Genomic DNA, 13,381 nt, shown 5'->3' with positions numbered 1-13,381 from the left:
CGAAACGCCGCCCGGAGCATGCTCGCTCCTACAATGAAACCGCTCAATTCCACTCCCCTCGCTTCAAGAGAATGCTACTGCCGGCCGATAACCTTTAGGTCGCAGCGAGCTTTACATCTCACAGCTTCAAGAGTCATCACGGTTTCGAGAAAAACCCCTTGATGACTAATGGCTAACCGCTATCATCTGCGCGCCGTAAAGGGCAGTGAAGCTGATCTTGTTCGTGCATTCGCCTCTCGGTTCTTCTTCTTAAATTGCCTGGAAATCTTCGATGCTGTCGTATCACCAAAAGAGTTTTCTGATCGTCGACGATTTTTCGGATTTCCGCAGTTCGGTAAGGTCGATGCTGCGGGAGTTGGGTGTCAAGGATGTGGACACGGCCGACACTGGCGAACAGGCGCTGAAGATGTGTTCGCAGAAATCCTACGATTTCATCCTCCAGGATTTCCACTTGGGCGATGGCAAGAAGAACGGTCAGCAGGTGCTCGAAGACCTGATGATCGACAAGCTGATCAGTCATGAAAGTGTATTCGTGATGGTCACCGCTGAAACCAGCCAGGCCATGGTGCTCAGCGCCCTGGAGCACGAGCCTGATGCTTACCTGACCAAACCCTTCAACCGATCCGGTCTGGCTCAACGCCTGGAGCGACTGGTACAGCGCAAGACGTTGCTCAAGCCGATATTGCAGGCCCTCGACCGTGGAAAGCCGGTGGAAGTGCTCAATGCCTGCATAGCCTTGTGCAAACAGGATATCCGCTATTCGCCGTTGTGCTTGCGCTACCGCGCTGATGCCCTGCGTGACCTCAATCAGAACGAGGTACTGGAGCGTCTCTACGACGGCATCATCGCCGATCGACCCTTGCCATGGGCATTTGCCGGACTGGGCAAGTTGTTGTTCAAGCGGGGCCAGGTCACCCAGGCAAAAGCTGTCTACGAAAAAGCGCTGAAAGTGTTTCCGATGATGCCGGCGCTCTACGATGGCATGGCAGAGGTGCTGATTGCCGAAGGCGATACCAAGGCCGCTCAACGCGTTCTTGAAGAGGCGATTCGCTTGTCGCCACTGGCGGTGCGCAGACAAGCGCAATTGGGAAAATTGGCAATGACCAATGAAGATTTTGACACGGCGTCCAAAGCTTACCGCCAGGCTGTTGCCCAAGGTGCCCAGTCACGCTTCAAGGATGCGGAAAGCAACCTCGGACTGGCTCATGCCTTGATCAGCAAGGGCAGTGAAAAAGGCCTTGATACCCGCACTCGTCTGGAAATCAACACGACCCTGAGTGCGGTGGCAAAGGAGAACCCGTCCGATCCCGGTCTGCAAATCAGGGCGCGGTTGATGAAGGCGACCAGTCTGCTGCTCAACGACGCCGAAACGGCGGAAAAGCTGACTGAGCAAGCCATCATGCGGCTCGATGGCATGGAGCAGTTCATGAGTGCCGAAGCGGCGCTGTTGGTAGCCAAGCAATTACAGATGCTGGGTCAGGCCAATGCGGGCGCTTCGATGTTGAAAAACTGCGCAGAGATTTACGGCGACGATCCTGCGGTCATGAAGGGCATCGCCAAGTTGACTGATGATCCGAGCATCCTCAACTCCGGCAACGTTGCAGCCGATCTCAATCGGCAGGGCGTGCGCGTGTACAAGACTGGTGACTTGGTGCAGGCCCGAGGGATTTTCCGCAAAGCCCTGGCGCTGCAGCCCAAGAACATCAGCATCGCGTTGAACCTCGCACAGGCGTTGCTGCATGGTACCGATACCAATGTCCCCTCAGAGGAACTGGAGGAATGCCGGGCCTGCCTGAAAATGGTCGGCTTAATGCCGGACACCGACTCGCGTTTTGCGCGTTATACGAAGCTCAAGAACAAGGCATTTGGCGAATGAACGAACACCAACAGGCACTGGATTTCTCGACGGTGATTGCGTCCACCGTACACGACATGAAGAACTCGCTGGCCACGCTGATGCAGGCCCACAGCCAATGCCTGGCGAGCTTGCCGGCGTCTGCCCGCCACACTCCTTCGCTGGGTGTGATCGAGTTCGAGTTCGCGCACCTCAATGGCATGCTGGTGCAGTTGCTGGGCCTGTACAAACTGGGCGTCAACCAGATGCCCCTGCAACCGGCCTACCACGAACTGGACGACTTCATCGAAGCGCAATTGGCGTGTCATCAAGACGTGTTCGCCAGCCGCGGTATTGCCGCCACGTTTGAAGTCGATCCCTTGAGTCCGTTGGGTTTCTTTGATCGAGAGCTGATCGCTTCGGTACTGGCCAATAGCATCAACAACGCGATCCGTTATGCCCGTCACGCAGTGTTGATCAGTGCCAGCGACGAAGCCGGGCAGTTGGTCTTGACCATCAATGACGATGGTGAAGGCTATCCTGCGCAAATGATCGAGCACCAGGCCGAGTATGTGCAGGGCATCAACCACAGCACCGGCAGCACCGGCCTGGGGCTGTACTTCGCCGGTCGGATTGCGGCACTGCATCAACGTAACGGCGTAGGCGGGCGCACGGAAATCAGCAATGGCGGTCCTTTGGGTGGGGGCGTCTTCAGGCTCTATCTTCCTTGAACCCTCGGGACCTACATATTTGAGAATCCTGCTTGATATTCTGAACACGCGGAGCCTATTTTGTACGAGTTGCCGCTCGCGGCTCGTATAAAAACAAGGATTGCGTCATGACAACCGATGGCCTGGGTTCACTCGCGCAGCGATTGACGGGCATTGATGAGATCGAATGCGTTACACCGGATTTGAATGGCGTGCCCCGAGGCAAGGTGATGACTGCCGAGGGCTTCCTCGAAGGACGTCGTTTGCAGATGGCGCGGGGAGTGATGCTGCAATGCATCATGGGCGGATATCCGCCGGCACGCTTTTACGGTTGCGATGACGGCGACCTCGCGCTCGTCCCTGATCCGGCGCAGATCCACCGCTTGCCCTGGAGCCAGCAACCTCGGGCATTGGCCATCTGTGATGCGGATGAATTGTCGGGCGAAAGCTCCAGTCTGTCGACCCGCGGCCAGCTCAAGGCGGTCATCGCGCGTTACGCGGCGGTGGGCCTTGCACCGGTGGTGGCGACTGAACTTGAGTTTTTTGTCTTCGCTCCCAATACCGATTCGACCCAACCCTTCCTGCCGCCGACTGGCTTGGACGGTCGACGCGAGGAAGGTCACTCGGCGTTCAGTGTCAGCTCCAACAACGGCCTGCGGCCGTTCTTCCGCGAGGTCTATGAGTGCATGGCTGCGCTGGGCTTGCCGCGCGATACCTTCATGCACGAGATGGGCATCAGTCAGTTCGAAATCAACTTGCTGCACGGCGATCCTTTGCTGCTGGCAGACCAGACATTCCTGTTCAAGCATTTACTCAAGGAAGTCGCGCTCAAGCACGGCCTGATCGTGGTTTGCATGGCCAAGCCATTGGCGCACACGCCAGGCAGTTCGATGCACATTCACCAGAGCATCATAGAGATCGGTACGGGGCGCAATGTCTTCAGTGACGAAGCCGGTCAACCGACTGCTGCCTTTCGCCATTTCATAGGGGGGCAGCAAGCCGGCATGGCGGATTTTACCGCGCTGTTTGCACCCAACGTGAATTCGTATCAGCGCTTGTGCCATCCCTTTGCATCACCGAATAATGCCTGCTGGTCCCATGACAATCGGTCGGCTGGATTGCGCATCCCCGCCAGCTCGCCGGTCGCTCGTCGGGTCGAGAACCGATTGCCAGGAGCTGACGCTAACCCATACCTGGCGATCGCAGCGAGCCTGGCCTGCGGGTTGTATGGCATTGAGCATCGACTGGAGCCCGACGAACCGGTTCAGGGTGAGTTCCAGGTACCGGATAAACTTTCATTGCCCTGTACCTTGCATGCAGCGCTTGAGCGTCTGAAACGTAGCCATTTGGCAATTGAACTGTTCGGCAAGGAATTCATCGAAGGCTACGTCGCTTCGAAGACCATGGAATTGACCAGTTTCCTTGATGAAATTACTCCCTGGGAACGGCGTGTCCTGGCCGCCCAGGCCTGATGAAATGTCGACACCGGGCTATCGTTTAATAGCCCGTCACCCACTGCAAGGAGTCGCTCGTTGCGCCTAATCTGGAAGTCCTTTCGAGCGCTTTATTTCGCGTCGCTGATGATGTTGATCGGCTCGGGCCTGCTGAGTACTTACCTGGCTTTGCGCCTGGCTGCCGATCATGTCGATAGCCTGTGGGTCGGCGCGTTGATGGCTGCCAACTATTTCGGCCTGGTGCTGGGCGGCAAGATCGGCCATCGGTTGATAGCCCGGGTCGGGCATATTCGAGCCTATTCGGCCTGCGCCGGGATAGTCGGCGCGGCGGTGCTGGGCCATGGCCTGGTGGACTGGTTGCCTGCCTGGTTGTTCCTGCGGGTGATCGTCGGTCTCGGCATGATGTGCCAGTACATGGTCATCGAGAGCTGGCTCAATGAGCAGGCCGATGCCAAGCAGCGCGGCCTGGTGTTCAGCGGATACATGATCGCCTCCTACCTGGGGTTGGTGCTGGGTCAGTTGATTCTGGTCATGCACCCGGGGCTGGGGTTGGAACTGCTGATGCTGGTAGCCCTATGTTTCACGCTTTGCCTGGTGCCGGTGGCCCTGACCCGACGGATTCACCCGGCGCCTTTGCATCCCGCACCGATGGAGCCGCGGTTCTTTATCAAGCGGGTGCCACAGTCATTGAGTACCGTCCTGGGCGCAGGCCTGATTGTCGGCTCGTTCTACGGTCTGGCACCGCTGTACGCCTCCCAGCAAGGGCTGTCCACGGAGCAGGTCGGCCTGTTCATGGGTAGCTGCATTTTTGCCGGGTTGCTGGTGCAGTGGCCGTTGGGATGGTTGTCCGATCGCTATGATCGGGCGCTGTTGATTCGCTGTTTTGCGTTTAGCCTGGCGTTGGCTGCCTTGCCGTTGGCGATCATGGAGCGGGTGCCGCTGGAGGTCCTGTTCGTTGCCGGGTTCCTTTGCTCGTTGGTCCAGTTCTGCCTGTATCCGTTGGCAGTGGCCTTCTCCAATGACCATGTCGAGGGCGATCGACGTGTATCGTTGACGGCGATGTTGCTGGTGACCTACGGCGTTGGCGCCAGCATCGGTCCGCTGGTGGCGGGCGTGCTGATGAAGTTGTTCGGCAGCCAGATGCTCTATGCGTTCTTCAGTTTCTTCGCGTTGGTGCTGGTGTGGCGAATTCGTCCGAAAGCGGTGACCAATTTGCATCAGGTGGACGACGCACCGCTGCATCACGTCGCCATGCCAGACAGTATGTCGAGTTCACCACTGGTGGCGGCCCTGGATCCAAGGGTGGACGAGCAGGTGGTGCAGGATCAGATGCAGAATCCACTTCCCTCCGATCCGAGTCCGGAACCGGAACCGGAAACCGATCCTCCCCCGCAAGAACCGGATTCTGGCAGGGAGCAGAGTTTTACCGAGGCCAGGCCCTGACATTCAGGCAAAAAAACGGGCAGTCACCGCAAGGGGCTGCCCGTTTTTGCTTGAAGCGTTGCCTCAGAAGTCGTCTTTGTCGAAGCGCCGCGCTTCGCGTTGCAGCTGGTAGACGAACCGCTCGACCTGACGTTGCACCAGTCCGCTCATGTTGTGGAAACGAACGCCAGCGAAAGTGGTGGAGATCTTTTCTTCAAAGTGCAGGTAGCGCAGTTCAACCGGTGCCGTCATTTTGCCGAAAGGCAGATCGGCGTTGAAACGGTCGTAAACCTGACCCAGTTGCAGGCTGCCGGTGATATCGCCTTCAAAGCGCAACTTGCAGCCAGTGGCGGAGATGTCCAGCAGCTTGCCGCTGATCGATGCCTTGAGTTTTTCACCGTCCAGATTGACGTTGACCAGTTGGGCCAATTTCAAGGCAGCGCGGAATGCATTGCGGCGCTGGTGGTAGACGACTTCATCGGGCAGGGTTCCACGGTAGCAACGGCTGCCGTTGGATTCGTCGATGGTCAGCGGGCCATTGCTTTCCCACGCGATGCGCACGCCTTCATGAAAACCTTCGACTTTGAAGGGTTCGCCGGCCAGCAGGAAACGTTCGCCATCGCGGGGAATCATTTCGTCCAGGGCAATCATGTTGCGCTCGCGATCGAGGTCCACCAGATAGCTCTGGAAGCGCTGGCTGCGCTCGTGGAACGTGATGATCAGCGGGTCATGGCTGTCTAGCAGCTGGCGCAAATTGCCGGAGATCTCCAGGGGCGTTCTGAGCACCTTGGGAGGCTGCGGAGCATCTTCCGCGTTTAAGGCATTGGACACGGTTAATCAATCTCCAGACAAATGTTGACTACGGCAAGCGGCATTTTGCCATCATGTTTCGCGTCTTGATAGAGCGTGCTTATAGACAGGCTCAAGCCTGACTGAGCGGGCGCGGTTTCACTAACCGGGAGAATGATCCGCTGGCGTCATAGAGCGCGGGCTGGTCACCGCCGTTAAGGATTCTCAGCTGGGTGGCCGTGGCGGCCTGCTGTACAAGGATCGACTGTCCATTGTCGGCGTTGGCGGCGTGGCATTGAGCCAACAGGTCGGTCAGCGCATCACTTTGCACCAGCAGTTCTTGACCAATGCTCGATTGACTGGCCAGTTGCTCCAGACCGCTGCGGTTGGCTGGCAAGTTGAGGCTGGCGAGAATCTCACTGCGTCTGCGGCCATGCTGATCGAGTTCGATGACCAATGCCTGCTTGTGCGCCAGAATTTCTTCCAGCAACCGCATGTCGCGGCCGTGCAGGGCGAGGGATTCGGTTTGCAGTAATTCCAGCAAGCGTTGCGCTGGAGCAAGGTCGTCGGTGATCAGTTGCAGTAAATTAGTGTCGTGCATGGCTGGCCTTGGGGTTTAAGCGTCCAAAAGCCTGGCGCGGGCCTAGGCCTAGCGCTGGGCTTCGAAGTTGAGCAGTTTGCTGGCTACACGGTTGCTGTCGACTTTATAGCTGCCATCGGCGATAGCTGCTTTCAACTCAGCCACGCGGGATTTGTCGACGACAGGCTGATCACGCAGCGTATCGGAGATCTTTTGCAACTGTTGCGCCTCATTGCTCAGATGTACCGACTCCCCGCTTTTGACGGTACTGGCCTGTTCGGCCGCGGAGGTAGGCTCGGCAGGTTTGCCGGATTCGGCGGTTTCCCTGGCGGCGCTGGTACGTGTACTGCCCGTGACTGACGGGGAGCTGTTCAATCGGCTGAAATCGATAACCATGTTAAAAAACCTCTGGGAATTTGGACGCTTGCCATGTTTTCGGCCATTCCCTGAAAAACTTTAGGCTCATTCATCAAATGAGCTTGCGCGCGCCAGCGCTTGCCGTGCCTGGCACACAGTTTAGGGAACCGCCGAGGCCGGCGCCACATCTTCACCCACAGTAAATCCTACATGGACACTTCCACCTGGCCTGGTGCGATCACCTGTGCCTTGATGACCCGTTTGGAATTGAGATTCTTGACTCGAATCTGTTCGCTCAGGCCGCCACTGGCCAATGCCTCGCCGGGCATTCGCACGCTGAGCGTACCGCTGCGGGCGGTAATCACTACCTGGTCGCCCTTGCGTATCACTTCCGCTTGTTCGATGTGCACCAGGCTGATGACCTGATCGTTGACCATTGGTCGGGTAAGTCGCTGCCCGACAGCCTGGTCCACGGCAGTCAGGTACCCCTGGTTAAGCAGGCTGATATCGCGCTCACGCAGCATGACGTCCTGCGGCTCGATAATACCGGCGCGGCGCAGTGGCCGGGTGGTCGTGACGACCTCGCGAAACAGGCGTACTTGAGCGGGCACGAAGACTGTCCAGGGGGATGTTCCCTCACAGCGAACCTTGACCGTTACGCGGCCCAAGGGCTTGGCCGGACTCTCCAGCGTGGCTGTCAATTCCTTGTCGCACATCGGCATGCGCAGACGCGGATCGAGCGGGTTTACCTGGATTTCATAGCGACCCTGGGTTTGACTGGTCGCCAGATAGTCCTCTACGGTGAATTCAAGAAAGCCCTGGGTGACGCCGATAAGCATGTCAGGCAAGGTAACCGCGTCAGCAAGGGCAGGGCTGCCAGCGTTGAACAGGCAAACAGACGACAACACCCCCAGCCATTGGCGGCAGCGGGTGGTCAGGCGTCGGAATAATGTCGGTTCTGAGTTCATGACATGTAAAAAGCAAGCGCCGTGCCGTTTAGTGAAGAAGGCGCGTCGCAACAACACTTAGCGTTGGCGTAGGAGTCAGGCATGGCTGGTGTAATGGATTCGGTGAACCAGCGCACGCAACTGGTGGGGCAAAATCGCCTTGAGTTGCTGTTGTTCCGTCTCGACGGCCAGCAGCTGTATGGGATCAACGTGTTCAAGGTGCGGGAGGTGCTGCAATGCCCCAAACTGACGCTGATGCCCAAGTCCAGTCCTGTCGTGTGTGGCGTGGCAAATATTCGGGGGGCGACCATTCCGATCCTTGATCTGGCGATGGCGACCGGTTCCGGTGGCTTGAAGGACAAGAACAACCCCTTCGTGATCATCACGGAGTACAACACCAAGACCCAGGGATTCCTGGTTCGCTCGGTGGAACGCATCGTCAACATGAACTGGGAGGAGATTCATCCACCACCCAAGGGCACCGGACGTGATCACTACCTGACGGCGGTGACCCGGGTCGACAACCAGTTGGTGGAAATCATCGACGTCGAAAAGGTACTGGCGGAAGTGGCGCCGACCCCGGAAGCGATCTCCGCTGGCGTGGTGGATGTCGAGACCCAGCACAAGGCGCTCTCCTTGCGCGTGCTGACGGTCGATGATTCGTCAGTGGCGCGCAAACAGGTCACCCGGTGCCTGCAAACGGTCGGTGTTGATGTGGTGGCGTTGAACGACGGTCGCCAAGCGCTGGATTACCTGCGCAAACTGGTCGACGAGGGCAAGAGGCCAGAGGAGGAGTTCCTGATGATGATTTCCGACATCGAGATGCCGGAAATGGACGGATACACCCTCACGGCGGAGATCCGCAACGACCCTCGCATGCAAAAGCTTCATATCATCCTGCATACTTCGTTGTCGGGTGTATTCAATCAGGCGATGGTCAGGAAGGTCGGTGCCGATGACTTCCTGGCCAAGTTCCGTCCTGATGACCTGGCATCCCGGGTAGTCGACCGGATCAAGGCAGCAGACATCAGCTAGGGGCGTTCGGCCCCCGGCAGTCAACACGATTTTAGAGGCGGCAGCATTGTCTACGGGTAATTTGGATTTCGAACAGTTCCGGGTGTTCCTGGAAAAAGCCTGTGGCATTTTGCTCGGTGAAAACAAGCAATATCTAGTCTCCAGCCGTCTCAACAAACTGATGGAGCAGCAAGGCATCAAGTCCCTGGGTGAGCTGGTCCAGCGCATTCAGACCCAGCCGCGCAGCGGGTTGCGCGAGATGGTGGTGGATGCAATGACGACCAACGAAACCCTGTGGTTTCGTGATACCTATCCGTTTGAAGTCTTGAAAAACAAGGTGCTGCCCGAAGCGATCAAGGCCAGCCCCGGTCAGCGTCTGCGGATCTGGTCGGCGGCCTGCTCGTCGGGTCAGGAACCGTATTCGCTGTCGATGTCCATCGATGAGTTCGAGCGGTTCAATGCCGGGCAGTTGAGAATGGGCGTACAGATCGTTGCCACCGACCTGTCGGGCACCATGCTGAACAACTGCAAGACCGGCGAGTACGACAGCCTGGCCATCGGTCGCGGCTTGTCTCCCGAGCGGCTGCAGCGTTATTTCGACCCCAAGGGGCCGGGGCGCTGGGCCATCAAGGCGCCGATCAAGAGCAGGGTCGAGTTTCGCTCGTTCAACCTGCTGGACAGCTACGCCGGCCTTGGCAAGTTCGACATCGTGTTCTGTCGCAATGTGCTGATCTACTTCTCCGCCGAAGTGAAGAAGGACATCCTTTTGCGCATTCACAGCACGTTGAAGCCGGGAGGTTATCTGTTCCTCGGTGCTTCCGAAGCGCTGAACGGATTGCCGGACCATTACCAGATGGTCCAATGCAGCCCGGGGATTATTTACCAGGCGAAGTGATGCAAGCGCGACAGGCATAAAAAATGGGAGCCCACAGGGCTCCTTTTTTATGCCTGTCGCGCTTGCATCACGTAGGAGCTGCCGAAGGCTCGGGCCGCGTTCGGACGATCTTTTGGACTTGATCTTAAAAAACAAAATCAAAAAATCGCAGCCTGCGGCAGCTCCTACAGGGTATGTGTTGTCCACGGGAAGCGGCAGAAAAGCGGCATCCAGCGGAAACCGGTTGCCGCTTTTCTGTCGTTGCCGCATGGGTCGTTGCCCGCAAAGCCCCGGTTTATGGGGTTTTCTAAATTGGCATGACGCTTGCTTTGACCATCTCACGAAAAACAGGTCAGCCGAAGGTTTCCCGCCATGAGCATCAGCTTCGATAAAGCGCTCGGTATTCACGAAAAGGCATTGGGCTTCCGCGCTCAGCGTGCCGAAGTCCTGGCCAACAACATTGCCAACGCCGACACCCCCAACTACAAGGCTCGGGACCTGGAGTTCTCGAAAGTGCTCGAGGCGCAGAACGACAAGGCCAAGAATGGCACCTTCGCCTTGAACATGACCAACAGCCGTCACATCGAGGCCCAGGGCCTGGGCAATGGCGACGAGTCGCTGATGTACCGCACGCCGATGCAACCGTCGATCGACCAGAACACCGTGGACGCCCAGCTGGAACAGTCGAACTACGCAGAAAACTCGGTCAACTTCCAGGCCAGCTTCACCCTGCTCAACAGCAAATTCAAAGGGCTGGTGTCAGCCCTGCGCGGAGAATAAGTCATGTCTCTCTCCAGTGTTTTCAACATTGCCGGTAGCGGCATGAGTGCCCAGACCACGCGCTTGAACACCGTGGCTTCGAACATCGCCAACGCCGAGACCGTCTCGTCGAGCATCGACCAGACCTACCGTGCGCGTCACCCGGTGTTCGCCACCATGTTCCAGGGCGCTCAAGGTGCTGGCAGCGATTCTCTGTTCCAGAACCAGGACGCAGCCGGGCAAGGCGTGCAGGTACTGGGCGTGGTCGAGGACCAGAGCAACCTTGAGGCACGCTACGAGCCGAACCATCCGGCCGCCGATGCCAAGGGCTATGTCTACTACCCGAACGTCAACGTGGTGGAAGAAATGGCTGACATGATTTCCGCGAGCCGTTCGTTCCAGACCAACGCCGAAATGATGAATACCGCCAAAACCATGATGCAGAAGGTCCTGACCCTCGGTCAGTGATAAGGGGCGACTCAGATGAGTGTTACCGATACCACCAGTGGTCTGAGCCTCAACGACATCCTGGCCAACTCGTCGATCAAGACCAATACCAATTCCGACAGCCTCACATCGGCGGCCAGCAGTGCCACGGGCAAGAAGGCCCTGGGCAAGGATGCGTTCCTGCAATTACTGGTGACCCAGCTGAAAAACCAGAACCCGCTGGAGCCTCAGGGCAACGGCGAGTTCGTGGCACAACTGGCGCAGTTCAGCAGCCTGGAAGGCATCACCACGCTCAACGATACCGTGTCCGGCATCGCTGGCAACTACAACTCGTCCCAGGCATTGCAGGCTTCGGCACTGGTCGGGCGTTCCGTCATCGCACCGGGCGACAAGGCCGTGGTCGACACCACGAAGGGCATGACCGGTTCCGTCGTCATTCCACAGTCGGTGGCTGAAGTGTCGGTGAAAATCACCGACAAGGATGGCAAGACCATCCGTACCATCACCCTGGATGATCAGAAAGCCGGCACTGGCAGCTTCACCTGGGATGGTAAGGACGATGCCGGCAAGGTCGTGGATTCGGGTACTTATACCTTTGTGGCGAGCACCACCATCGATGACAAGGCCGTGGCACTGGTCACCAATCTGCCGGCAACGGTCAACAGCGTGACCATCAGCCAGACCGGCGGTGAGTTGATGCTCAACCTGGCCGGGCTCGGCAGTGTCGCCCTGTCCAAAGTGCAAACCATTGGTATATAGAGCCGACTAACGCGGCACAAAAGGAGTGGAATATGTCTTTCAACATCGGCCTTAGCGGTCTCTATGCCGCCAACAAGCAATTGGACGTCACCGGTAACAACATCGCCAACGTGGCAACCACCGGCTTCAAGTCGTCCCGCGCAGAATTCGAAGATGTGTACTCGGCGTCGAAGCTGGGTACCGGCAGCAAGGTCACCGGCAGCGGCGTGCGCCTGGCCAACGTTTCCCAACAATTTACCCAGGGCGACATCAGCGCCACCGGTAACGTGCTGGACATGGGGATCAACGGCTCAGGCTTCTTCGTACTGAACAACAGCGGCTCGTTATCCTATACCCGCGCGGGCACGTTCAAGGTCGACAAGGAAGGCTACGTCACCAACAGCGATGGCACCTCGCGCCTGCAGGGCTATGGTGTTGATAACAATGGCAAGATTGTCAAAGGCGTATTGACCGACCTGCGCATCGACACCTCCAACCTGGCGCCAAAATCCACCACCACGGTGTCGTCGACGATCAACCTGAACTCGACGTCTCCCGTGATCGATCAGGCAGTGGCAACCAACAAATTCGACCCTAGCAAATCCGAAACCTTTACCAACCAGTTCAGTACGCCGGTTTTTGATACTCAGGGCAACCAGCACACCATGGATCAATACATGGTCAAGACGGGGCCGAACACTTGGGATACCTACACCCTGATCGATAACCGTAATCCGGACGGCAGTGACCCGACGGACGCTGCGACGCCGCCAATCGCTTCGACCATGACCTTCGACACGTCGGGCAAGCTGGTGTCGGTCAGCACGCCGGTTCCACCCACCGTGCCTCCGACCGTTCCAACGCCTGCTCCGGTGATCAGCAATGAGCTGAAAGTCACCAACTGGACCCCGGGCACAGTCAAGGATGGTGTCTGGACGGCCAATGGTGCAGCCGCCGATCCGGCAGGCCTGACAATTGCCATGGATAACACGACTCAGTTCAACGCCGATACCGCGCGCTCTATTCCCGTGCAGAACGGTTATGCCACGGGTCAGATCACCAACCTGACCATCGACGGCAGCGGTGTGCTGTTGGCAAACTTCAGTAACTATCAGACCAAGCCGATTGGCCAACTGGCGCTGGCCAGCTTCACCAACGAACAAGGCCTGCAGGCAGTCGGCGGTACCAGCTGGAAAGAAACCTACGCTTCGGGCATCCCGGGCTACGACGCGCCGGAAACCGGCTCGCTGGGTACGATCCGCTCCAACTCCCTGGAAGAGTCCAACGTCAACGTGACCAATGAGCTGGTCGATTTGATCAAGGCGCAGAGCAATTACCAGGCGAACGCCAAGACCATCTCTACCCAGAGCACCATCATGCAGACCATCATTCAGATGGCCTGATGTGGAATAGCTCAAAGCTCTGCACAAGGAGCCCCTCGCAAGAGGGGCTTTTT

At 57.8% G+C, this 13,381-nt stretch carries 14 protein-coding genes; 10 read left to right on the top strand and 4 right to left on the bottom strand.

Annotated features, from left to right (window positions below):
* Positions 1–271: 271 nt before the first annotated feature.
* The 4 genes from HGP31_RS24605 (at position 272) to HGP31_RS24590 (ending at position 5,441) form a co-directional block, all read left to right on the top strand.
* Positions 272–1,876 (top strand): tetratricopeptide repeat-containing response regulator, encoded by a 1,605-nt coding sequence (locus HGP31_RS24605; protein WP_020801347.1) that lies wholly within the window; start codon positions 272–274, stop codon positions 1,874–1,876.
* Positions 1,873–2,565, top strand: a complete 693-nt coding sequence (locus tag HGP31_RS24600) for a sensor histidine kinase (RefSeq protein WP_020801348.1) — start codon at positions 1,873–1,875, stop codon at positions 2,563–2,565. Before HGP31_RS24605 ends, HGP31_RS24600 begins: the two co-directional genes overlap by 4 nt.
* A 209-nt stretch (positions 2,566–2,774) precedes the next feature.
* A complete protein-coding gene (locus HGP31_RS24595) occupies positions 2,775–4,016 on the top strand; it encodes a glutamine synthetase family protein (protein WP_168759224.1) in 1,242 nt (413 codons plus the stop codon).
* Positions 4,017–4,076: 60 nt separating this feature from the next.
* On the top strand, positions 4,077–5,441 hold the full coding sequence (locus HGP31_RS24590; protein ID WP_020801350.1) for an MFS transporter: 1,365 nt from the start codon (positions 4,077–4,079) through the stop codon (positions 5,439–5,441).
* A gap of 63 nt (positions 5,442–5,504) precedes the next feature.
* On the opposite strand, the gene HGP31_RS24585 is transcribed toward HGP31_RS24590, so the two are convergent.
* The 4 genes from HGP31_RS24585 to flgA form a co-directional block, all read right to left on the bottom strand.
* Positions 5,505–6,251: a flagellar brake protein gene (locus tag HGP31_RS24585; RefSeq protein ID WP_033040709.1), complete on the bottom strand. Its 747-nt coding sequence runs from the start codon at positions 6,249–6,251 to the stop codon at positions 5,505–5,507.
* A gap of 91 nt (positions 6,252–6,342) precedes the next feature.
* Positions 6,343–6,810 carry a flagella synthesis protein FlgN gene (locus HGP31_RS24580; protein ID WP_020801352.1) on the bottom strand — a complete coding sequence of 156 codons (468 nt, stop codon included), beginning with the start codon at positions 6,808–6,810 and terminating at the stop codon, positions 6,343–6,345.
* Between the two features lie 48 nt (positions 6,811–6,858).
* Positions 6,859–7,185: a flagellar biosynthesis anti-sigma factor FlgM gene (flgM, locus tag HGP31_RS24575; protein ID WP_020801353.1), complete on the bottom strand. Its 327-nt coding sequence runs from the start codon at positions 7,183–7,185 to the stop codon at positions 6,859–6,861.
* Positions 7,186–7,352: 167 nt separating this feature from the next.
* Entirely contained in the window at positions 7,353–8,114 is a 762-nt protein-coding gene (gene flgA, locus HGP31_RS24570) for a flagellar basal body P-ring formation chaperone FlgA (RefSeq protein ID WP_168758845.1), read from the bottom strand.
* Positions 8,115–8,195: 81 nt separating this feature from the next.
* On the opposite strand from flgA, the gene HGP31_RS24565 reads away from it, so the two are divergent.
* From HGP31_RS24565 to flgE, 6 genes are all read left to right on the top strand, one after another.
* Positions 8,196–9,128 (top strand): chemotaxis protein CheV, encoded by a 933-nt coding sequence (locus HGP31_RS24565; RefSeq protein ID WP_168758844.1) that lies wholly within the window; start codon positions 8,196–8,198, stop codon positions 9,126–9,128.
* Between the two features lie 46 nt (positions 9,129–9,174).
* Positions 9,175–10,002 (top strand): protein-glutamate O-methyltransferase CheR, encoded by an 828-nt coding sequence (gene cheR / locus HGP31_RS24560; protein WP_033040711.1) that lies wholly within the window; start codon positions 9,175–9,177, stop codon positions 10,000–10,002.
* Between the two features lie 351 nt (positions 10,003–10,353).
* Entirely contained in the window at positions 10,354–10,761 is a 408-nt protein-coding gene (flgB, locus tag HGP31_RS24555; RefSeq protein ID WP_020800602.1) for a flagellar basal body rod protein FlgB, read from the top strand.
* 3 nt (positions 10,762–10,764) lie between these two features.
* Complete coding sequence (flgC, locus tag HGP31_RS24550; protein ID WP_020800603.1) at positions 10,765–11,208, top strand: flagellar basal body rod protein FlgC; 444 nt, start codon at positions 10,765–10,767, stop codon at positions 11,206–11,208.
* Positions 11,209–11,223: 15 nt separating this feature from the next.
* Positions 11,224–11,946 carry a flagellar hook assembly protein FlgD gene (gene flgD / locus HGP31_RS24545; RefSeq protein WP_168758843.1) on the top strand — a complete coding sequence of 241 codons (723 nt, stop codon included), beginning with the start codon at positions 11,224–11,226 and terminating at the stop codon, positions 11,944–11,946.
* 32 nt (positions 11,947–11,978) lie between these two features.
* The gene (flgE, locus tag HGP31_RS24540) at positions 11,979–13,328 is read left to right on the top strand and encodes a flagellar hook protein FlgE (RefSeq protein ID WP_168758842.1); all 1,350 of its coding nucleotides are present in this window, start codon (positions 11,979–11,981) and stop codon (positions 13,326–13,328) included.
* Positions 13,329–13,381 lie beyond the last annotated feature (53 nt).

The organism is Pseudomonas umsongensis (genome assembly GCF_012647205.1).
GTDB lineage: Bacteria > Pseudomonadota > Gammaproteobacteria > Pseudomonadales > Pseudomonadaceae > Aquipseudomonas > Aquipseudomonas umsongensis.
The sequence above is the reverse complement of the archived record's forward strand: the minus strand, read 5'-3'. Positions and strand labels throughout refer to the sequence as shown.